Genomic DNA, 22,958 nt, shown 5'->3' with positions numbered 1-22,958 from the left:
AAAAGACTAACTTCTACGTTGCATCACCTCAAAAGGCAATAAGCATTCTTTCAATAATGCGCCTTGAATTAAGCCTTCTTACGGGCTCTGAAAACATGCACTTTCAAGTGGTTTGGGTATAGTAGGAAAGCGTTAGGTTCCATTTTACCTTTTACTCAATACCTACCATACTAAAGTGAGGAGTGGTGCTGTATGGGCAGTGAAGAATGGCTATTTTGAATATTTTAACCATCCCCGATGAACGTTTACGAAGAAAAGCGAGACCTGTTACGAATATTCAGGCTGTTCAACCTTTTATTGATGATTTAATCGAAACATTATATAGCACAGGTAAAGGGATCGGCATAGCTGCAACTCAAGTTGGCAACCCGCATGCAATTATGGTGATTGACTTATCGGAGACTCGTGATCAGGCCGTTGTATTCATTAACCCTGAAATTGTTGAGCAAGTCGGCGAATATGAAGGAGTCGAAGGGTGTTTATCGATTCCTGGATATCGGACTCGCGTGACACGTTATAAACAAGTGAAGGTCAGTGCATTGGATCGTAAAGGGGAACCCTTTGAAGTTGAAACGGATGAATTTCTTGCGATTGTGCTACAGCATGAGATTGATCACCTTAATGGGATTGTTTTTACCGATCACCTTTCGGAACTGAAGCAAAAAATAGCGCTAAAAAAAGTCAAAAAATGGGCAGAGAAAGTGGTTTAATCTTAATCGCTGGTGAATTCACTCACAAGTGCAACACTTGCTTATGTTGTCTGACGTCATTAGTTTACTTGTTATTAAGGTCTTTATCGGTCTTAAATTTAGTCGCTCTTGTACGACCTGAACCTTAAGATGAATACGTATGAGCAAATCGCTACATTATTAATCGTTATGGTGTGAATATGCTCTTTGTGGGGCATTAACATGGAAAAAAGGTGTTTTAACTACTTCAGCATGCTTATTCTGAACCCGTTTTACTAAATATAAGCGACTTTTTTCTCAATTCATTGGGTTAGGGTATTGCAGACTTTTTCTGTCCGCTACGATTTGTTGAGCTTGTTTATACTATTAGTTAGCTTATCTTCACCTGATTATCCATGTGGGTTGCATGCACTATATGAATAGACGGTGAAGATTATTTCATCTAAAGAATCAATTTTTTCTATGGTTATCAAATACAAACATTACGATGAATAAACTAATAGAGATCAGTAGTGTCTTACTTAGTACTGTTTCTGATATTTCAGGATGAGTCGATTGAACAATTGCTATACTCAAAATACCGAAAAGGGTAATTGAGAACAGTGCTTTTGTGGATAAACTCATATCAGAAAAAAGCTGATTACCTAAGATGAGTTGGCGCAGGTTTTTAGATTCTAAGAACTCTACTGTCGCATGAATACTACAAATGATTAATACAAAGGTTGGTAGCATCAATTCCCAAACCCAATTTACAGGGCTTGTTGGAGTTGGAGGCCAAGATGCTGGAGCGCCAAATTCTATGAGCATTAAAAGGCCCAGTAATCCCGACGTTAGCCAATACATAGGCACTCTTAATACTCCGATAAATAAGCAAAATGCAGCGAAGCTTTCAAAGATAAATTGAGTCGGTGCAAGTATTGAGGATATGGAAGCTGAATGTGCTAAGAAAGATATTATCATTTCGGGCGCGTTTGATGTTTTTTGGAATATTTTGACTAAATTTTGGTACCCCTCACTGGTAAACCAGTTCAGTGCAATATCCTCATTGACTTGATAGATCAACATTAACCCAATGGAGCTGGCGATTAAAAAAAGATAAGTGCGCTGTGTTCGTACTAAATTTGATGATTCAAGTTCCTTTCGGTCGTTATCAAGTGTCAGTGAGGTATAGGTGGCTAATGCGGTAAGGATTGAAAAGAGAACAGTTACTGCTACAACATGCTCCTTGCCATTTTGGGAAAGAAAATTGAAATAGGAAAGTAGAATGAGTAAAATAACCGTAATAAAAACATTTAGTTTATTATTTTGAGTTGGTAAACGTTTATATCCAAGCCAATTTGACTGAGTGTTACTATTGAGTTGTTGATCCCATTGAGCGATTGCAATAATTAAAGCAAATAGGCTAGGAAGCAAAAATTCAAACAGCCAACTTTCTGCGCGTCCTAAGTTAGACAGCCAAAGCCCCCCGTAAAGTGCTGACGTTAATAAAGGAAAAACAGGTTTAGAGGAAAAAAAGAGGCCTAATACGCTTACGAGCATGACAAGTGTGAACACAATGATAATTAGTAACGGAAAATGAAGTAAATATGTTAGTAAATGATTCCATATGTCAGGGGCTTTATTGGTTGATATGAGCAGTGAGAGATATGTTTTTATGCCATTGACAGTAAAATGATGCGTGTATATTTGCAACAGTAAAAGATGAAGTGTTGCCGACGCGAGTAACATCCCTATCACGCTAATCCAATTCACTTTATGAAGATAATTTTTCATTGTTTATTTCCGAAGATCGTTAATGTAAAAGGAGAAACATCAGAGTCAATGCTTCTATATAAAATTGAATATTTCGTGACTTAATCCAACATTCGTATGATGAGTATGAGAAATGATAAAGTACTCGCATAAGTTAATGTTTTTTTGATTTTTTAATGCCACCTCTTTAGGTTTAGGTGAATATCAGTTCATTGAGTTATCTTATTACTGGGTGATAACTATCCTGACTGAGAGGGGACTTTGAGCGATAAACACCGACTTGATAAAACCTGATTAGATGCTAAAACTTTTTTATCTTAAGGATATTCCATCAATGGAAGGCCATATTTCAAGTGATCCTTTTTTAATTTATATTAAATATAAAAATATAAAGTATGGTAAAATAAGGGGCTGTATTCATTTTGTTAATTATTGAGTGGTTTGATGATTGAATCGTTTCAAATAGTATTATTAACCCATGAAAGAGAAGTCGAACGCTCATCTAATACGGGTCAAATAGCCCTTCGGTATTTTCCAGAGTATTGTCAACGCGTGATTTGGTCTAGGGTGGATCCCGATCCAAAATTGGTTGATTTGTTAAGTCGTGGTGAAGGGGTATTATTGTTTCCAGATGAATTGTTTCCAGATGAATTGTTTCCAGATGAGCAGGAGTCAATGGGAATGGTCGCAAATCAGAGTATGGAAAAGCAATTGGATCCACTTCATCATCAGTGCCACGGTCCTATGAATACAGCTGACGAACGCAGTGCTTCTAATGTGCCTAATGTGATTGTGATTTTGGATGCGACCTGGCAAGAAGCAAGAAAAATGTGTCGGCGCAGTCATTATTTAAAACAGGCGATGAAATATGCGTTACCTAAGCCACTCATTGACAAACATTTGTCGCAATTTCGATTGAGACGAAATCAAATACAAGGTGGATTTTGTACGATTGAATGCATTCAGTTTTTGTTTCGTCTCAAAGGCATGCATGCTGAAGCGACTGTTTTGGAAAGCGCATTTAAAAATTTCAACCAAAATGATGATAAAATAACCTGATACACGCTTTGTGGAGCCACAAAAGAAAATAACACTTGCTCAGGCGCGCGTAAATAGGTAATTTCTATTGCTTCATGTTTTGAGAATCTTATATCAAATCCCCTTTATTGGAAGAAGGTGCTAAATTAAGCAAGGTTGATGGAGTTACCAGCTTTTTCTCATGACGCTACAATATTCGAGTGGGTGGAATAGGCCGTTTCTGAGTCATTAACATAGGCTCGAAACCCGTTGATGATTATCCAGTGCCTATAACTGACTCAAGTTTGATGATTAAAGGAGACAGACCTTGCTGAAAAAGCTAGGTGGAATACCGATCCAACCAGAGGCATTAAGCTGGTTATTAACACCCTGCGCTTTAAAAGAAAGCTTATTAAAGCGTATTGCGAATGCGGTACATTCAATTTATATTGCTGCGCTTTATCTGGAAGATGATGAAGCGGGGGGAGAAATTTTATCGGCATTAATGGCGGCAAAAGCACGTAACCCTCAACTAGATATTAAAGTGCTCGTTGATTTTCATCGTGCTCGTCGGGGACTTATCGGTCAAAAAGGTGACAGTGGTAATTATTTAATGTACCGCAAAGTCATGGAAGAGGCTGAGCATGGCATTGATATTTTAGGTGTGCCAGTCAAGTCTCGGGAATTTATGGGGGTTTTGCATCTTAAAGGTTTTATCATTGATGATACCGTCATATTCAGTGGTGCGAGTATCAATAATATTTATTTGCATCAACATGATAAGTATCGATTTGATCGCTATCATCAAGTGGAGTCTCAAGCATTAGCTGATAGTATGCGAGACATGATCCAAGTTTATTTAGTGAATGATGAAGCGGTGAACTCGCTTTCTGAGTGCAAAGACACAGAGCGTTTACCCATAAAAAGTGAAATTACTAACTTAAAGCAAAGATTGAGCAAAGCCAGTTATCGATTTGATAAAGTCACTTCCGGCAATCGAGTCACGCCGATTGTGGGGTTAGGGCGTAAGAAAAATATGCTCAATAAGACTGTGGTTGCCTTGATTGAAGAGTCACAAGAAACGTTATTTATTTGTACGCCATACTTTAATCCTCCCTATATTTTATCTCGTGCCTTATCTAAGCATTTACGTAAGGGGAAAAAAATAGATATCGTGGTTGGCGATAAGACTGCGAATGATTTTTATATTCCTCCAGAGGAAACGTTTTCGACTATTGGGGCTTTGCCTTATATGTACGAACAATCTCTTCGTAAATTTGCCAAAAGGCAGCAATGGGCGATTGAAAGGGGCTTACTGAATATTCATCTGTGGAAACATGATAGAAACAGTTTTCATTTGAAAGGGATCAGTGCCGATGGAGAACGGCATTTAATTACAGGCAGTAATTTGAATCCAAGGGCTTTTGCCTTGGATCTTGAAAACGGGTTGTTATTTCAAGATGAAACTGGGGAATGGAAAGCACAGTTTGAACAAGAACAAGCTCATATTTTGGAACATACTGAGAGACTGTATCATTATAGCCAGATCCAAACGTTACAACATTATCCGCCTGCGGTGAAAAAAATAATGAAGCGGATAAAACGACTAAAAGCAGATTTTTTATTAAGGCGCATTTTATAGTGTGTCTTGTATACAAATGTCTGCGTTGCTGAGCAATAATAAAACCGACTTAGTGAAGTCGGTTTTTAATTTGTAAATCTTTAAGTTCATATTTTTCAATGAGTTGACGCCAGCATTTCAGCATATTGGTCATCACTTAAATAAGCGATAAACATGTCTTCAAAATTACATGCTGTGCATAGGCTTTATCAATACCGAAAAGCCATTTCAACCAAAGCTTACAACGCGAGAGGTAAAAATGTTGTGCGTTGTCAGCAGTGTTTACTTCGTCAAAGCCTGTGTACTTGTGCTGTGAGAAAATGCTTAGCGACACAGACACATTTTTTATTGATCATGTATGATGATGAAGTATTAAAACCCAGCAACAGTGGTCGACTTATTGCCGATTTGATCCCTAATACCCATGCCTATATTTGGTCAAGAGTACATGCCAATCGAGCCATGCTCGCGTTGTTAAATGCTCCTAAGTACCAAGCTTATGTCATTTTTCCTCGTCAATATTCAATGCAAAATCAACCTGTTGTTGAGCCATTAGCTAATGGGCTAACTTTACCTGCTATTGATACGGCGCAACATGATCAAAAAATACCGTTATTTGTTATGCTCGATGGTAGCTGGCGTGAAGCCATTAAAATGTTTCGAAATAGTCCATATTTACATCATTTGCCTTTATTATCATTTAGCTCAGCACACACAGCTCAATATGCATTGCGTAAAGGAAGCCATGATTTTCAATTAGGCACAGCTGAGGTAGCTGCGTTGGCTTTAGCGGCGAATGGAGAGAGTGAAAATGCTAAGGCCTTGACGGCTTGGTTTGATTTATTTGTGGGATCATCGCTTCAAGGCCGAAGTCAAATGAGTGCGCAATCATTAGCGCCACTCTCTTTGAAGCGTGATGCTTTTGAACAGGCTTATCAATTAGCGATAAAGTCAAAATAGCAGTATTGTTTATTTCCTATCGAATATACTTAAATCAATTTACCTTATGTTGATTGGATCCATAATGATAGCTATTTGGTTTGCAGGGTATGACTAGGGCCTGTTGATCTTTTGTGATGATTTCTGCAGCAGTTTGTGGGTTCTTTATACAAGGTAGAGCTTGTGTGGTGTAGTTATTCTACATAAACAAGCGATAACGCCGTAGAAAGGAGCCACAAACGCTGTCCGTAGGATCCGGCTAAACGTGTTTTACTCTTTGTTGGGAGAAATTTGCTTAGATCACTAGGCGTCATCCCTCCCGTCGCGATTAAAACACGTTTATCTCGGACATAATTTAACCACCAAAGATCAACAGGCCCTAGGATGCAGGGAGTTATGATTGCAACACCTTGCTTTTCCCTTTTATTTTCGGTCTCTTTTAAGAATAAATTGATAAAAAAACCGATGACAGTCTACACTTTATCCAAGTCCATACATAATCCGTGATTAAGAAACGAGAGGAAGTGTTTAGTTCACCTTTTAATAAGTAATGAATTTCTGCCGTTAAAAAATTCACGCCGTATTACTTCACTTGTATGCTTAGTCTCAATACTTGTTCATTGATATTAGCAGGAAGCGATTGATGGCATTTATTTTATCTCAGATAGCCGTTCAACCCCCCTTTCTTTTAGAAAAAAGAAGTGCACGGATTATCATTCTTTTTTCATTGTTTGCCATTTTGCTAGCCTGCAATAAAAAAGAACAATCCTTCCAAGCAAAAAGAGTAGTGGTAGCCAATGTGGTTGAATCGACGGTGCCCATTTATGGCTATTATGTGGGAGTAACTGAGGCGTCTTTGAATGTTGAAGTGCGTGCACGTATTGATGGATTCGTCGAAAAAAGAGCATTTGTTGAAGGCAGTGCAGTAAAGAAAGGTGACTTGTTATATCAAATAGACAGTAAGCCTTATGTTGCAGAGGTCAATAGAGTCAAAGCGCAACGGACATCTCAACAAGCCGTTGTAGATAAAGCCAAAAGAGATGTTGAGCGGCTTAAGCCTTTGTATGATCAAGATGCTGCGAGTCAATTAGATTTAGATAATGCAATGTCCAATTTAGCACAGGCAAAATCAGAGTTAGTGGCCAGTCAAGCCGCGCTTGAGTCTGCAGAGTTGGAATTGAGTTACACAAAAATAACGGCCCCGATAGATGGGTTAGTGAGCCAAACAAAAGTGGATGTTGGCGCACTCGTGGGCAGTAAGGGACAATCTTTATTGACGAAAGTCCAAAAGGTCAACCCTATTTATGTCATGTTTAACATGTCGGCATTAGATTACTTAAATGCTCGTAGACGAATGGTGAGCCGTTCGGAGGAAAAAGCCGCTGAAAATGAAGGAAAAGTTTTTACAGGTTTTGTTCGGGTCACCTTACCAGATTACAGTGAATATACTTATCCAGGAAAAGTCAGTTTTACTGAGCCATCGGTTAACTCTGAAACGGGAACGTTTGAGGTGAGAGCGGTATTACCGAATCCTGATAAAGAGCTGTTACCTGGGCAATACACCAATGTGCGCATTAAATTAAGTGAGCTTAAAAATGCCATTGTGATCCCTCAAAAAGCCACTCAAGTCGATCAGGGGGGCGTGTATGTGATGGTGGTATTGCCTAATAATCGTGTTGAACGTCGCTTTATCGTGATAGAGCATCAAGGCAAAGAAGGAATGATAGTCAAAAGTGGATTACAAGCAGGGGAAAAAGTGATTGTGGAAGGGATGCATAGAGTGCGGCATGGTCAACTTGCAGAGCCTTTATCAGAAGCTGAGTATTTAAAGCTTGAAGATATTGATGAAAAGAATAAAGGGATAAAAATACAAACACAAGAGCCAAATAATGCAGGAAAGGATGACTGATAATGGCACAGTTTTTTGTTGAGCGTCCCGTTTTTGCCAGTGTTATCTCTATTGTTATTGTGCTTATTGGTATTGTATCGATGTTTCTATTGCCTATCGATCAATATCCCTATATTACACCTCCTCAAGTTCAAATTAATGCTTCTTACCCAGGTGCTACATCGACAACGGCCGCAGATTCTGTGGCGACACCATTAGAAGAGCAGATTAATGGTGTACCTAACATGATTTACATGGAGTCAAAAAGCACCAATTCAGGTGGTGTGAGTTTACTGATCACCTTTGATGTGGGAACGAACCCTGACTTAGCCGCTGTTGATGTACAAAATGCGACGCAGCAATCTACTGGGGATCTTCCCATTGAAGTGCAAACTGAAGGGGTTTCGGTTTCAAAAAAAGCCTCCATAGAATTATTAAAACTTGCGCTGACTTCAAAAGATGCACGTTATGATGAAATTTATTTAAGCAATTATGCCAGTATTAATATTGAATCAGCACTAAGGCGGATCCCAGGGGTGGGTGGCACCCGTAATACCGGATCGCGAAGTTATTCTATGCGTGTGTGGTTAAGACCGGATCAGATGGCTGGCTATAAACTGACCACGAATGATGTGATTAATGCCATTAAAGCGCAAAATACGGAATCTCCTGCAGGCACCATAGGGACTCAGCCTAATACCAAAGACATCAGTGTCACCTTACCCATTACTGCACCTGGCCGGCTTAGCAGTGTTCATGATTTTGAGGAAATTGTGGTTAGAGCAGCGCCAGATGGCGCGTTAATTCGACTAAGGGATATCGCAAGAGTTGAACTTGGTTCTGCCGCCTATACCTTACAATCGGCTCTAAATGGGGATAATGCCACCATTTTACAAGTGTTTTTATTGCCTGGGGCTAATGCGCTTGCAGTGACTAAGCAAGTCAAACAAACGATGGATGAGTTGTCGACTAAGTTTCCTCAAGGAATGGAATGGAAAATCTTTTTTGATGCTTCCATTTTTATTGAGGAGTCCATAAAAGAAGTGGTGTTGACGCTAATAGAATCACTGATTTTGGTGATTTTAGTAGTATTTATTTTTTTGCAAAACTTAAGAGCAACATTAATTCCCGCCATTGCGGTCCCTGTGTCCTTAATCGGTACGTTAGCCGCATTATTGGCATTTGGTTTTACCATTAATACAGTGAGTTTATTAGCCTTAGTACTCGCAATCGGCATTGTCGTGGATGATGCCATCGTGGTTGTTGAAAATGTAGAACGTTTGATTAGTGAAGAAGGCATGGAGCCGATCCCTGCAACGCGCCGAGCGATGAAAGAGTTATCTGGGGCCATAGTGGCAACCAGTTTGGTGCTTTGTGCTGTTTTTGTGCCAGTGTCATTTTTACCTGGGATAACGGGGATCATGTATCGTGAATTTGCCATTGCTATTACCGTGTCGGTATTGATTTCTACTTTAGTTGCATTGACCTTAAGTCCTGCTTTGTGTGCCATTTTGTTAACTCATACGCCTGTGGCTCAAAAAGGCTTTTTTCATTGGGTGAATAAACAGTTAGATTTAAATTCAAGGCGTTATGTCTTTGGCGTGATTATGGCAAATCAACATTACAAGCGTAGTTATGCTCTTTTTGGGGTGATTATTGTTTGTGTGTATCTATTGATGAGCCATTTACCCAGTAGTTTCATGCCAGATGAGGATCAGGGGCGATTTTTTATCGATGTGACATTACCCGATGGTTCGACAGTGAATCGTACACAAGCAGTATTACTAAAAGCAGAAAAATATATCTTAAATCATCCAGCCGTTGCCTACTCTTTTTCATTAGCGGGGGAAAATAGACGTTTAGGATCAAATCAAGCCAATGGTGAATTTGAAGTGATTTTACAGCCCTGGGATAAGCGTAAGCAAGATAATGATACCGTTCAAAAAGTGATGAAGGAGTTGCGGGGAAGGCTCGTGAATGTATTAGAGGCCGAGTTCAACCTGTACTTACCTTCTGCAGTGCCTGGACTTGGCAATGGTGCGGGGGTTGAATTAGAGCTGCAAGATAGTTCAGGGGCTAATTTTGATGGATTATTAGAATCAGCTAACGAGCTCATTGATCAGTTGAACAAACAACCTGAAATTGCGAATGCGACCTTAGCGCTTCAAGATGCCATTCCTCAATTAGCCTTAACTGTTGATAAAACCAAAGCTCTTGCGATTGGTGTTGAGTTAGCTGATATATATAGCACCATTAAAACCTTTACGGATTCAACAACTGTTAATGATTTTAATTTGTTTGGGCGAGTGTATCGAGTGAGGTTGCAAGCAGAAGGGGAGTATCGTCGTTACCCGAGTCAAATTGAAAATTATTATGTGCGTTCAAATACAGGGGCTATGGTACCTGTGGGAGTATTAGCTAAGTATGATTATGCTGTGGGACCAGCCGCTGTGACGCATTATAATTTATTTTCCAGTGCATCGATCAGTGCAACTCCCGCCTCAGGTTATGCGACCGGCGATGTCATTAAGGTGATTGAACGAGAGGCTGAAGCCTTATTGCCCAATGAATTTAAATATGAATGGACAGGTCTGACATATCAAGAAGTGAAAGCGACAGGACAAACGGCGATAGCGATTACACTGGCTGTTGTTTTTGTGTTTCTTTTTTTAGCGGCATTGTATGAAAGTTGGACCACGCCTATTGCCGTGTTGCTTATTACCCCCATTGCAATGTTTGGAGCCTCTTTAGGGACTTGGTTCAGTGGCATGGACAGTAATTTATTTTTCCAAGTGGCTTTTATAGCATTGATTGGTATGGCGGCTAAAAATTCTATTTTGATTGTGGAGTTTGCTGTGCAGCAAAATAAGAAAGGGCATAACTTATTAAATTCAGCTGTGAGGGCTGCCCAGATGCGTTTTCGTCCCATTTTGATGACCTCTTTTGCTTTTATTTTGGGCGTGTTGCCTTTAGTTATTTCTACAGGACCTGGCGCGGTGAGTCGTCAGTCAATTTCGATTCCTATTTTTTATGGGATGATTTTTGCTACAACAGTGGGGATCACATTTGTTCCGTTATTTTTTGTCACAGTCAAAAATTGGGTTAAACAACTGCCGATTAAAGTGAATAAACGATCTGATGGGGAGACCACTTCCAATGAATCGCTTTAACTTTTCGCCATATCAGTATCTTGGACGATCGACAAAATAATGATTGTTTTTAAAGAGTGTTGGAGGCGCGCTGTGTACGGGTTATTTCATAAGAGATTATATTTAAATTATTCAGTATGTCTAAAGCCTTTATTGATCATAGTGTTATGTATTGGTTTGGTTTCTTGTGTCGTGGGCCCTGATTATGTCAGGCCTGAATTATCTCCTGCGCCTAGTTTTATTGATGTCGATGCGGTATTACCTTCAAAGCGTGTTACTCATAACGGCGTGACCCGTTTGTATACTGAGTCAAGCCTACAAATGCAAAGTTTACCCCCTAATTTAGCTGCTTTTAAATGGGAAGACTTTTACCTTGATCCTTATTTAAGAACCTTAATTCATCATGCTATTAAGCAGAATTTAACGATTAAAAGTATGCAGTCGCAGTTGCTAGCAGCCAGAGCAAGTTTTGTTGTTGCTGATGCGGCTTTATATCCCACTTTTGAGATAGACTCTTCTTTAGAAAGAGAGCTACTTAGTGCTATAACTAATGCCAGTCCCCATGCTAAAAATGTCTTTGACTTATCAGGTGTGGTGGCATGGGAGTTAGATCTGTGGGGCGGTAATCAACGTGGCAGTGAATCGGCTTATGCCACGCTATTATCAACTAAAGAGCTGTTGCATTACAGCTATATAAGTTTAATTAGTGACTTGGCGACTCGTTATTATGAGTGGATCGATACTCATCAAAGGCACCAAATATCAGCCAATACCGTTAAGCTACGAAAGAAAGCGTATGAATTAGCGTTGCTTAGGCATAAAAATGGTGTGATTTCAGGTTTAGAAGTACAACAAGCGGAAGTTGAATATCAAACAGCCCTCTCCACGTTACCTGATTTAGTGTTAGAAAGGCGACTTGCAGAAAGTCAATTACGAATTTTACTTGGAGAATTCGATTATTCTTTAATTTTACCTACAAATAGTGAAAACAATAACAATGTGGATGCAGTAACGAATTCTGCACTTGATAATAGTATGCATTTTGATGAGGAGAAAAAGAATGGGCGTAAGCATACTAGCCAAACTGCAGAGCGGATTGATGGCACGGTTAGCAAAAGTGCAAGGGCGCACAATCAGAGTAAAGGTGTGGCAAGTGCAACGGCACAATTACCCGAGAGAGGGGCACAATTTCCAACTTGGTTTACTGTTGGTGTGCCTTCACAATTATTGAAGTTTCGTCCAGATGTTAAAGCCGCTGAACAAGCACTCATTGCCGCTAATGCCAACATAGGGCTTGCCACCTCTGCATTATTTCCCTCTTTTACCATTACAGGTGCTTATGGACGTGAAACAGATAGCCTTAAGGATTTCTTTAATGGTAGAGGGTTATTTTGGTCTTTGTTAACGGAAATTGTGGCACCCGTATATAACGCGGGCAGTTTAAGAGCTGATGTGGAGATTGCAAGGCAAGCAGCGATACAAGCTCAGTTGACATACCGCAATACCCTTTTAACCGCATATTTTGAAGTGAATGACGCGATTCAAAGCTATAAACGGGCTGAAGCGTCGATATTAATGCAACAAACTTTAGTGGATGCGGCCGCTAAGTACACGCATTTAGCCCGATTACGTTATATTAATGGTGTAGCGAGTTCGCTGGATTTTATGGACGCTCAACGGAATTTATTCAGCGCTCAATTATCTTTAAGCCAAATTCAACGTGATAAGTTATTGGCTATGGTGGAATTGTATCGTTCCGTTGGAGGAGGAGCTAACGTTAATGAGGCCGTTTCTACTGCACGGCGTGATCTAGAATCGGTCAGTGATACACCTTAGCTTGTTTTTGTAGGTGATATTTAGGTCACATAGAGGGATGTAACGGACTATGCTTAATAATATGGAGAGTAAAGGGACTGAGTTAAGGATAAATGATGGATAATGTGGCTGTAATTGGTAATTCTGAAGTATTTAGTCAGGCGTCAGAATTATGGCAAAAAGAAATTTCACTATTAAAACAAGGGTTAGAAGCAAAAAATGTGCACGTTAAAGACATCAGCTGGGATAAAGATGAGGGGATAAATTGGCAAGAGTTTAAAGCTGCTTATATTGGTGAAGTGGGCCACCCAAGTGGTTATGATAAGTTTAGAGCTTGGTGTGAAAAAGTAAAATTGGCAGGAGTGGAGCTATTTAATGGCTTAGCAACATTAAAGCTTTATACGGATAAACAAAAATATTTAACCTCATTAGCCTCTCTTGGGATCCCTGTTATTCCGACCCACTTTTTGGATGAACCCATTAAAAATCGAACAATGCTCATGCACATCGCTGAGCAATATCAATTGGGTGATGTTTTGGTCGTCAAACCGACCTATGCGACATTTGGTGAAAACAATTTTTTAGTTAATTTAATTGATGATGAATTTAATTCACTTATTGCCGAGATCCAACCAGGTATTATGGTCCAAAAATTTTTGCCTAATGTGAGAATTGAAGGTGAATACAGTTTTATTATTTATAATAATAAAGTATCACATGCAGTATTAAAAACGCCTTCAAAATGGGATCACCGTACTCATAAAATGCATGGGGGTACCTCTCTGCTAGTGACGCCTTGTGAAGCTGATTTAAAAGCGGTACAAAATGTATTGGAGAGCATAGTGCATTTAACCGGAGAAAAGGCACATAAGTTTCGTATTGATATGATCCGTTGTGAACAAACACAACAATTACTCCTACTTGAATTAGAATTAGGTGATCCTATTCAATATTTACATTTATTAGATGATGAACAGCAAAGGGAGGCAATCGATCACTTTATTGATTCAACTCAAATCTTAGCGTAATTAAAGGAAAATGCGATATACCTTAAGAGCAAGATTAGCACAGGGAAAATGGCTGATCTGCATGCTACATGTAGATAATTAACATTTTTTTAATATAACACTGCCAATGGAATAGCCCGCACCAAAACTGCTTATGACTCCGAGACTCCCTGTTGGTAAATCGGTGTGATGTAAATGAAAAGCGATGATAGATCCTGCAGAGCTAGTATTGGCGTAGCGGTCTAAGATCACCGGTGCTTCAAGCCTATCAGCCTCTCTGCCTAATACTCGTTTTGCAATTAATTGGTTCATGGCTAAGTTAGCCTGATGTAGCCACAATCGACTGATTGTGTTTGGCATTAAAGATAGGCTGTTTACATGTGTTGTAATATGGTCGGCGACCATAGGGCAGACCTCTTTAAAGACTTTTCGACCATTTTGAATAAAGAGTTTATCTGGGCGATTGAGACCTGCATCATCGCATCGATTTAAAAAACCCGCATTATTACGAATATTATTGGAGTAAAGGGTCTGTAGTTTTGTCCCTAAAATTTCATATTGTGTTTGACTGTTTGTTTGGGAGGCTTCTTCTAACAGCACTGCTGTACACGCATCACCAAAAATAAAATGACTATCACGATCGCAAAAATTTAAGTGGCTGCTGCAGATCTCCGGATTGAGCATTAATACACATCGAGCACTGCCAGTTTGAATGGCATTCATCGCCGCTTGTATACCAAAGGTTGCCGAGCTGCAGGCGACGTTCATATCATAGGCAAAGCCTTGAATGTCTAGTTGGTTTTGCACTTCAATGGCGATTGCTGGATAGGCTCTTTGTAAATTTGAGCATGCAACAATGACCATATCAACATCTCGCACACTTTTTCCGGCTTGGTTAAGTGCTTCTTTAGCGGCAATAATTGACATTTCGCATTGCAGCGAGGTTTCTTCGTTAGTGCGCTCTGGTATGTATGGTTTCATGCGACTAGGATCTAAAATTCCAGCTTTATCGATGACATAGCGACTTTTAACGCCAGAAGCTTTTTCAATAAAGGCACTGCTACTTTCCATTAATGCTGATGTTTTTCCTGTTTCAATGTCTTTTTTATGTTGTTCGTTGAATTGTGCGACATAGGTATTAAAAGAATTAACAAGCTCATCATTTGAGATGATATGTTCAGGTGTATAGAGGCCAGTACCGCTTATCACGACTTTTTTCACAGTAATTCCTTAAAATAGAGATAGCTTGAGCAAGAATGATGCTTTTTTAGTTCGATTTTTAGATTGCTCAACGATGTGATGCATTTTACCGAGTTAACATATATTGAAACTTTCTTATAAACAAGTGTTCGACGTGATTCTTTGTGTTTTTATCTTATAGTGAGTGTGTTTAAAACATGACAGTCTAAAACATGACAGTCTATTGAGAACATATTTACAGTGAAGGTATCGTTAAAATAGATGGACGGTCTTTGGAAAAGACAAAGTCTATATCATAAGGAACAGATGTAGGTGGTTGGTATTGGGGATCAAATGTATCAATGGCGAGAACTAATTGATGATTTTGGGGGACATCATAAGCTGTTGTGATCAACTCAAAGGTTGATGTTTGCGTTTCATTGCTGGTTGTATTGGGCAATGTCATCATACCATGTGTAATTAATGTGCCAACGCCTGATGGTGCCATATCATATAAATAAACAATGAGTTGTATTTGAGTATGTTGAGGTACGAAATGTAATTGTATTTTGGGGTTTCCTCTCACTTCCATTTTGCTGTTTAGTTTGGTAGTTTGGTAATAGACACTACGGATATTTGAAGCGAGTGGAATGCTTGTTGTAATGGGGATGTTTACCTGTTCAAGCAACTGAGATAGTAGCGGAATTTGAGTACTAAATAGCGATCCAGCCCAAGCGTTGATGCGATCATCTTGATTAAAAATGCTGGAATAGGGACGAGTGAGTAATGCTCCTGCTCCGCTGATAAAGCGAGGATGCAGATGGAAGTCATGTGATTGAAGATCGGGTAAAGGGTAATCTTCAAAGGCGCTGACTTTTTGAGTGAATTTTACGTGCATTTGGACAGGTAATTGAGAGACTATGTCTGTTTGCTGATTTTTTAAATGATGATCAAACCATTGATATGTGTTGTTCCATATAGGGTTTTCACCTATGCCGAGCAAGCTTGGAATCAGTTCTGCACTACCATGAGTCCCTGGAACAAGGTCAATGTGTTTCGGTCCTGTTAATTGACCGAACATTGACAGTAGACTATTAGGTTGGAAGAGGTTATCGCCATAGGCTTTCCCAAAATACACTGCTGTTTGGTTGTCATTTAGCTTGTCAACATATTTGATGGGGGATCGTATTTTTGCCCACTCAATGATATCTGGAATAGCATTTAAATCTTGTGACTTGATGCTGTTCCAGTATTGATGGAGGATGGGATCCAATTGGCCAGTTAATTCACCACTGAGTGTGAGTAATTCTCCCCATACTAAGCGAGGGGTTTGGTGTCCATAAAGTGCGTCTACTAGGCTCCCCCAACTGCTCATTGCGGAAACGGCTTTAATCCGTTTATCTTGTGAGGCTCCTATGAGACAAATACCAGAACCATATGAGATCCCGGCGCACCCTATTGCGTTAGGATCGGCTGGATAAGACGTCAGTAAATAGTCAATGACCTTCCGTAGATCATTAATATCCTTAGGGCCTGCAGTATCGACAATACCGCCTGAATCACCAAAACCTCGGGTTGTATAACTAAGAACAATATACCCTTTTTCTGCTAGTTCAGCTGCTTGTTGAAGGTATTCGTACTCATTTAATCCCCAACTATTAATGAAAATAATACTTGGTGCGAGGGCCGTTAATGTTGTGGGAACAAAGATATTAGCCGTTAATTGAATATCATCATGCGTAGTTATGACAATATCGTCATCACTTGTATAGGCATCCGATTTTGGAAAAATACCGATGTTTAACAGGCCTGCAGCAAAACGAATGATGGGTAAATGCCCATTGGCATTAGTGGGTTGACAGTAAAAGGTGAATGAAGAGAATAGTAGGATATTGATGATAGATATTATGCCAAAGGGTTTGAACATTATAGTGCTATTCCTTTTAAAATAGGTGTGCCAACAGGTTGATTATTGGCGATAAAGCACTTCACGTAATCTGTCCGCTGAGGTGCCCGATGGTGGAGTAATGCCTAAATAAGCGGCGATAGTGGGGGCGATAGAATAAGGAGTGACGGCGCGATTAACCGTTTTTGTCTGTAAATGGCTACCCGCAAAGATGATGGGAACAAAAGTATCATATTGCCAAGGGGAACCGTGCATAGAAGCCACTTCTAATCCATCAAGTTCATTGATGAATGTTTGAGGAGAAAAAATGAGATGAATATCGCCTGAACGTGAGCGGTGATAGTTATTATTGATGAGAGTCATAATGTGATTTTTCGGCAATGCTCCCAAGGCGATTTGATGACTAGGGATGGCGTAGGCCACGCCTTTCAATTTGCGGATCTCGGTGGCAAATATGTCTTGTGCTTGTTGAATATCAAGTTTATTTTTTTTAATTTGATCGTAATTGAGGTAAAGATATGGGTGGGCATAGCGTTGAACGAGTGTTTTCCCTTGTCCCTTATTCAGTTTGAGTTGTTTTTCGATGTTAGAAAAAAAGAGGGGAGTAGAGAGAAGTTTTGGCGAAAAGTAATGGGCTTTTTGATTACCTTGAAGTTTGAGATACTGAGGGACTTCGGGGGCACCGTGATCGGCCGAAAGTATAATTAATGTATTTTCAAAGCCTATTTGTTTATCAATATAATGAAAGAGGTTAGCTAATGTTTGATCTAGCTTCAGTAAGTTATCTTCAGCTTCTAGACTAGAGGGACCGAACAAATGTAATACATAATCATTGGAAGAGAAACTAATGGATAAGTAATCGGTTGTGTCGTCTTGTCCTAATTGTTCATTCTCTAACAGTGCCTTTGCAAATAATGCAGTTAATGTATCTCCTGCGGGACCCAGCGTGAGCTTTGTAGTGAAAGACTTGTCATTAGCTTTGCCATAAGAGTGAGGGAATCGAGTGCCAAAGCCGTCAATGTCGGTTTTGTAATTTGTGTTCGGTGTGACAACGTTCTCATTTGCATGCAGGTATTGATTTTCTGGCAGATTAAGTTTCCATTGCTGATCGTGATACTGATTAATGTGGCGCCGCTCATTCCACTGTTCGATCCAGTCAGGATAATTTTGATAGTAATAGTTGCTGGTAACAAAGGTAGCACTGGTTTTAGAAAACCAAAATGCCTTTCCGTATTGGCCTGCAAAGGAGACTGCACCTCTGTCTTTAATCGAGATGGCAAAGATCTTTGAATGAGGATTGGCAATTGCTATTTCATCACTAATAGTCGAAGTGAGTAGTGCTATGGGAGAGCGCCCTTCATTTTTGGCGGCTTTTTGTGTGGGGTCGATTTCATTTAATGGATCAACACCTCCTCCCTTTGTGAGTAAGCCGTAATGAGGATCTTCGATGTTATACACCACTCGGTTTTGATTTCTATCAAACCATATATTACCGATCATGCCATGAATTGCTGGTGGAGCGCCTGTTGCTAATGAGGCGTGGCCCACAATGGTTTCAGTATTTGCGTGCTGATAGTGGGCATTGGTATAAGTAATGCCATTATTGATTAAGCGGTTAAATCCTTCTTTGCTGAGATTTTTCTGATATCGATTGAGTAAGTCGCCTCTAAGGGCATCGACAGTAATTTGTAAAATGAGCTTAGGCTTTTTTAAGATCGGATGATGGGGAGTATGAGATTGTGCGTGAAGCTTAAAAGTGAGTGTAATGAGCAAGCATAAAATCAATGTATAATTGAAAACGACCAGTCTATTGACGGATTGTCTTGTCATAAGATCTCCAGTCTCAAAGGACAGTGAGCATTGATAATGAAATGAATTCATTTCGACTGATATAATTTAATAATAGTGAATGGGTTTTTTATTGCCACTTTTTCTTTTTTGTTTTTCTGTTAAAGCTTGTGCTTTGTAGTTCTTCAAAACCTGTTCAATTTTGTTCAGTGTTTTTGCAAGAGTCTTTTTTTTATTTCAATAAGAGCTGGATCGTTTGGGGTTTGCAAAGAGAGTTTTTTGAGTTGGATCAGGGCTTGCTCAGGATCGCCACTGGCTTCGAGTGCGAGTAAATAAACAAAGGCAAATTGCCTATTTTCAGGAGCAGTATGAGTGGCGTGTTTTAATGTACTAATGGCATTACGCCAGTCTTTTTCTATTACATAAATTAGGCCTAAATTATACAGGGCTAAGCTGTGTTGAACATCAATAGACAGTATGGCATTGAGTAATTGTTTTGCTTCTGTGTAATGGCCTGTTTCTCTATATATACTGGCTAGATTCAGTTTGGCAGGTAAAAAATGAGGTTGTAAAGTGAGTGCATTTTCAAAGTGAATTTTTGCTTGTTGCAGATCACCCACGTTATAGGCTAAGTCAGCTAAAGATAATTGGCCTGGTAGGGTGTCTTGTTGTACTTGGTAGATATCAATGGCTTCTTTTAAGACTTTATTTAGTGTTGCTTGTGCTTCAACGGGTATTTGAGTTTTCAATGCTGGAGAAAGTAATTCTATCGCTGCTAGCCTAACGTTTTTATTGTCATCATAGAGTAAACCAAATCCAATTTGTAATTGTAAAGTGAAAGGAGCCACTTTCAATTTGTTTAACACACCTAGCTGAACTAAGGCTTCATCATCATTAGCTAATGTGTTGAGTGTACGAATATGATTGGAAAAAGATAAGTCTAATAAATTGATTAATACGGCTCGTCGCATAGGGGCTTGGCTTGGATCAAGTACCCACTTTTCTATGAGTTTTTTTGCCTGATCAGGTGCAGTCATATTGAGTAAAGTCGCGGTGCCGATATCAGAGTTATGAAGAAAGATGGCCTCCTTCTTAGAGGCGAGGGCTTGCTGTGTCCAAGAGTGATTTTTATCTTTATGACAGCTTAAACAAACATTTGGCGTTTTCAGTGCCTCACTGACCCACGGATTTGGAATACGAAAACTATGATCGTGCCGTATATCAACGCCCATATAGGTGCGACTCGGCATATGGCAGTCAACACATTGAGGTGCATTAGTATGGTTTGTTGTGTGGGTGATTGTTGCTGACAAGTGTAAGGTATGGGATGGATTGTCGAATTGACTGGCTCGATGACATTGGGTACATAAGCTATTGTCTTGACTTACAAGTTTGTTGCTATGGGAGTCATGGCAATGGCTGCATACGACCCCTGCTGCGGCCATTTTACTTTGACTGTATGAGCCATAGACAAAGACTTCATCTTGTATTTGTCCATCTGGATAATATAAGCGTGGCAGTGCAAGGCGGGGGAGCATCTCTTGATGGATCTCTCCGGTACCGTGACCTTCAACCAGAGGATGCCTTCGACTATGGCAGAAAATGCATTGGCTTGCTTGGCCTTTATCTAATGTACTGGGTTGGTTTTGGGGGAGCGTGCTTGATAGCGTTGTTTTTTCTTTTGGTTTTTTTAACGTTATTGTGTCGCTTAATTTTGCTGTCATCTCTTCTGGAAGTAATGTAAAAAGAGTGGAAGGTTTAATAGGTTGAGTAAATCCGGCGTGTTGTGCTTTGTCATGGGGAGAAGAGTGATTATCTTGTTGTAAAGTAAGGTGCCGCGCTGCTGAACCATGGCAAGCTTCACAACTGATGTTAGGTTGATGCCAACGAGTATCATAGCTATCCGTTTTGAGATCATATCCACGTGTTAATCCTGTTGAATGACATTGAGCGCAGCGAGTATTCCAATTATTAAATTGTCCTTTCCAGTAAAAAGGACTCGAAGTTTGGTGGCTATCGTCATATAAATCATACCATTTTTGCCCGCCTTGTTGTTTGGAACGTGCATCCCAGGCAATCGTATATGCTTGTAAGCGTCCGCTTCCTATATCCACTAATAATTGCTGTAAGGGATAAAAACCAAAAACAAAAGGAACGCGATATCGCTTGCCAGCTTGATTGGTGAATCCTGTTTCAATATAAAAGCCCTTATCATCACGATTAAATAGCGTCCAGCTCTCAGCGTTTTCATAGAGGAATTGATTGAAGTTACCCAGTACAGTACTTTGATTAGCCTGTTGCATTGATTTTGCGTGATGAGAAGCCTGCCATTGTGTGACTTGTTTTTCATGGCATTGAATGCAAGTTTTGGCTTCGATATTGTGCTTCGGGCTATGCAAGCGCTCAATGGTCTCCGTCGCCTGAGCAAGCGAGTGAGAAAATAAAACAGTCAAACAACAAATGAAGACTACTGGGTTGATTAATTTGATTGATAAGTATGCGATTTGGCTGTTAAGGTTCATGTGGTTATCAAAGTGTTAATGAAGGTGTCTTTTTTAACATCCGTTATTTTTTGAAAAAAAGCCAGTGATTTATTGGTGTAAAAAAGGCCACCTTTGTGATGGCCCTTAATGTACCAGTATCTTGATTGTTTAGTTTTGAGCAGGCTCTTCCAGCATCTTCATTACTTGCTCTAAATTAAAACTTGCGGCTTTTTGGCTGGGAGGGAACTCTTTAAAGGTTTTTAGGAAATTCGCTACGTAAGCCTGTGCAGGAACAAACATATAGGCGCGATCAATGAGCCAGTCATAGTAAGTGTTTGATGTTTTATCAGCCACTTCATAGGGATCCATGCGTAAGTTAAAGAGTTTCGGTACACGTAATGTGACAAAGGGCTCAGCCCAAATTTGTAATGTTCCGGTGATCCTTTGTTCCATAAACACGGCTTTCCAATTGTTGTAGCGTAATGCGGATAAGTCTCCGTCATCTGTGAAGTAAAAGACTTCGTTTCGGCGTCCTTTGTCTTCTTTTCCGGTAAGGTAAGGTAAGAAGTTATAACCGTCTAAATGATTTTTAAAGGTTTTCCCATTCGCTTTATAGCCTTTAAGCAGCTCATCTTTTATCTTATCGTTACCCGCAATTGCGGCAAAGGTGGGTAACCAGTCCATATGGTGCATGATTTCATTAGAAATTTGACCTGCTTTGATTTTTCCTGGCCACTTAACCATTGCAGGAACGCGAAATGCACCTTCCCAGTTGGTGTTTTTCTCGCTTCTAAAAGGTGTTGTGGCCGCATCCGGCCAAGTATTCATGTGGGGACCATTATCGGTGGAATAGAATACTATGGTGTTATCTTCTATGCCAAGTTGATCCACTTTATCCAATAACTGACCCACATGGTTGTCGTGCTCAATCATGCCATCAGCATAATTGCTGATCCCAGACATACCTTGATGTTCAGGTTTAATATGCGTTCTAAAGTGCATTCGTGTTGCATTCCACCAGATAAAGAATGGCTTATTGGCTTTAACACTTTTCTCCATAAAAGTGATCGCGGCAGAAACGGTTTCATCATCAATAGTTTCCATGCGCTTTTTGGTTAAGGGGCCAGTATCAACTATATCCCCATTCGCTGAGGATTTTATGACCCCTCGTGGGCCAAACTTTTTTCTAAATTCTGGATCTTTAGGGTAATCGATATTTTCAGGTTCTTCTTCTGCATTCAAGTGATATAAGTTACCGAAAAATTCATCAAAACCATGATTAGTGGGGAGGAATTCATCTTTATCACCTAAATGATTTTTACCGAACTGCCCCGTTGTATACCCTAAAGGTTTAAGGACTTCGGCAATGGTGGCATCTTTTGCTTGTAAGCCAATATCGGCACCGGGTAAGCCAACCTTGCTTAACCCTGTGCGTAAAACCGTTTGCCCTGTTATGAAAGTGGAGCGGCCTGCTGTGCAAGATTGCTCTGCATAATAATCAGTAAACATCATGCCATCTTTAGCAATACTGTCTATGTTTGGCGTTTTATATCCCATTAGGCCAAAACTGTATGCACTGACATTTGTTTGGCCTATGTCATCACCCCAAATAACTAAAATATTCGGTTTTTCTGCTGCAAATAAAGATGTTGAAGCAAATCCGAATAGAATTAAGAGAGGGAATACACACCATCGGTTAAAGTTGGAACGTTTCATCACCATGAA

Annotated in this window: 14 protein-coding genes; 8 read left to right on the top strand and 6 right to left on the bottom strand. The window is 39.8% G+C overall.

Annotated features, from left to right (window positions below):
• Positions 1 to 206 precede the first annotated feature (206 nt).
• Positions 207 to 710, top strand: coding sequence for a peptide deformylase (gene def / locus Q0779_RS16830; RefSeq protein WP_298774285.1), 504 nt, complete (start codon positions 207 to 209; stop codon positions 708 to 710).
• 429 nt (positions 711 to 1,139) lie between these two features.
• Here def and Q0779_RS16825 read toward each other — a convergent pair whose 3' ends face one another.
• Complete coding sequence (locus Q0779_RS16825) at positions 1,140 to 2,462, bottom strand: hypothetical protein (protein ID WP_298774282.1); 1,323 nt, start codon at positions 2,460 to 2,462, stop codon at positions 1,140 to 1,142.
• Positions 2,463 to 2,885: 423 nt separating this feature from the next.
• Here Q0779_RS16825 and Q0779_RS16820 point away from each other — a divergent pair, with 423 nt between their 5' ends.
• The 7 genes from Q0779_RS16820 to Q0779_RS16790 all read left to right on the top strand — a co-directional run bounded on the left by Q0779_RS16820 (position 2,886) and on the right by Q0779_RS16790 (position 13,898).
• On the top strand, positions 2,886 to 3,500 hold the full coding sequence (locus Q0779_RS16820; RefSeq protein ID WP_298774280.1) for a DTW domain-containing protein: 615 nt from the start codon (positions 2,886 to 2,888) through the stop codon (positions 3,498 to 3,500).
• A gap of 286 nt (positions 3,501 to 3,786) precedes the next feature.
• Positions 3,787 to 5,100, top strand: a complete 1,314-nt coding sequence (gene pssA, locus Q0779_RS16815; RefSeq protein WP_298774278.1) for a CDP-diacylglycerol--serine O-phosphatidyltransferase — start codon at positions 3,787 to 3,789, stop codon at positions 5,098 to 5,100.
• Positions 5,101 to 5,253: 153 nt separating this feature from the next.
• The gene (locus Q0779_RS16810) at positions 5,254 to 6,039 is read left to right on the top strand and encodes a tRNA-uridine aminocarboxypropyltransferase (protein WP_298774277.1); all 786 of its coding nucleotides are present in this window, start codon (positions 5,254 to 5,256) and stop codon (positions 6,037 to 6,039) included.
• 622 nt (positions 6,040 to 6,661) lie between these two features.
• Entirely contained in the window at positions 6,662 to 7,927 is a 1,266-nt protein-coding gene (locus tag Q0779_RS16805; RefSeq protein ID WP_298774276.1) for an efflux RND transporter periplasmic adaptor subunit, read from the top strand.
• Positions 7,928 to 7,929: 2 nt separating this feature from the next.
• A complete protein-coding gene (locus tag Q0779_RS16800; RefSeq protein ID WP_298774273.1) occupies positions 7,930 to 11,076 on the top strand; it encodes an efflux RND transporter permease subunit in 3,147 nt (1,048 codons plus the stop codon).
• Positions 11,077 to 11,217: 141 nt separating this feature from the next.
• Positions 11,218 to 12,891, top strand: coding sequence for a TolC family protein (locus Q0779_RS16795; RefSeq protein ID WP_298774271.1), 1,674 nt, complete (start codon positions 11,218 to 11,220; stop codon positions 12,889 to 12,891).
• 95 nt (positions 12,892 to 12,986) lie between these two features.
• A complete protein-coding gene (locus Q0779_RS16790) occupies positions 12,987 to 13,898 on the top strand; it encodes a hypothetical protein (protein WP_298774269.1) in 912 nt (303 codons plus the stop codon).
• A 78-nt stretch (positions 13,899 to 13,976) separates the two neighbouring features.
• Here the strand turns inward: Q0779_RS16790 and Q0779_RS16785 are convergent, their stop codons facing one another.
• The 5 genes from Q0779_RS16785 to Q0779_RS16765 form a co-directional block, all read right to left on the bottom strand.
• Entirely contained in the window at positions 13,977 to 15,098 is a 1,122-nt protein-coding gene (locus Q0779_RS16785; RefSeq protein WP_298774268.1) for a beta-ketoacyl-ACP synthase III, read from the bottom strand.
• A 214-nt stretch (positions 15,099 to 15,312) separates the two neighbouring features.
• Positions 15,313 to 16,983 (bottom strand): alpha/beta fold hydrolase, encoded by a 1,671-nt coding sequence (locus Q0779_RS16780; RefSeq protein WP_298774266.1) that lies wholly within the window; start codon positions 16,981 to 16,983, stop codon positions 15,313 to 15,315.
• A 42-nt stretch (positions 16,984 to 17,025) separates the two neighbouring features.
• A complete protein-coding gene (locus Q0779_RS16775) occupies positions 17,026 to 18,792 on the bottom strand; it encodes an alkaline phosphatase family protein (RefSeq protein WP_298774265.1) in 1,767 nt (588 codons plus the stop codon).
• Positions 18,793 to 18,956: 164 nt separating this feature from the next.
• Positions 18,957 to 21,272, bottom strand: coding sequence for a tetratricopeptide repeat protein (locus tag Q0779_RS16770; RefSeq protein ID WP_298774263.1), 2,316 nt, complete (start codon positions 21,270 to 21,272; stop codon positions 18,957 to 18,959).
• Between the two features lie 129 nt (positions 21,273 to 21,401).
• Positions 21,402 to 22,949, bottom strand: coding sequence for an arylsulfatase (locus tag Q0779_RS16765; protein WP_298774289.1), 1,548 nt, complete (start codon positions 22,947 to 22,949; stop codon positions 21,402 to 21,404).
• Positions 22,950 to 22,958: the final 9 nt, after the last annotated feature.

Source organism: uncultured Shewanella sp., from assembly GCF_947491715.1.
Taxonomy (GTDB): domain Bacteria; phylum Pseudomonadota; class Gammaproteobacteria; order Enterobacterales; family Shewanellaceae; genus Shewanella.
Note: the sequence above shows the minus strand (reverse complement) of the source record. Positions and strands in the feature narration are given on the sequence as shown.

Excerpts from the sequence above, each read along its gene's own strand:
- Q0779_RS16825 (WP_298774282.1), bottom strand. The coding sequence starts at position 2,462 with ATGAAAAATTATCTTCATAAAGTGAATTGGATTAGCGTGATAGGGATG.
- Q0779_RS16820 (WP_298774280.1), top strand. The coding sequence starts at position 2,886 with ATGATTGAATCGTTTCAAATAGTATTATTAACCCATGAAAGAGAAGTC.
- Q0779_RS16800 (WP_298774273.1), top strand. The coding sequence starts at position 7,930 with ATGGCACAGTTTTTTGTTGAGCGTCCCGTTTTTGCCAGTGTTATCTCT.
- Q0779_RS16810 (WP_298774277.1), top strand. The coding sequence starts at position 5,254 with ATGTCTTCAAAATTACATGCTGTGCATAGGCTTTATCAATACCGAAAA.
- Q0779_RS16765 (WP_298774289.1), bottom strand. The coding sequence starts at position 22,949 with ATGAAACGTTCCAACTTTAACCGATGGTGTGTATTCCCTCTCTTAATT.
- Q0779_RS16770 (WP_298774263.1), bottom strand. The coding sequence starts at position 21,272 with ATGAACCTTAACAGCCAAATCGCATACTTATCAATCAAATTAATCAAC.
- Q0779_RS16790 (WP_298774269.1), top strand. The coding sequence starts at position 12,987 with ATGGATAATGTGGCTGTAATTGGTAATTCTGAAGTATTTAGTCAGGCG.
- Q0779_RS16780 (WP_298774266.1), bottom strand. The coding sequence starts at position 16,983 with ATGTTCAAACCCTTTGGCATAATATCTATCATCAATATCCTACTATTC.
- def (WP_298774285.1), top strand. The coding sequence starts at position 207 with ATGGCTATTTTGAATATTTTAACCATCCCCGATGAACGTTTACGAAGA.
- Q0779_RS16775 (WP_298774265.1), bottom strand. The coding sequence starts at position 18,792 with ATGACAAGACAATCCGTCAATAGACTGGTCGTTTTCAATTATACATTG.
- Q0779_RS16805 (WP_298774276.1), top strand. The coding sequence starts at position 6,662 with ATGGCATTTATTTTATCTCAGATAGCCGTTCAACCCCCCTTTCTTTTA.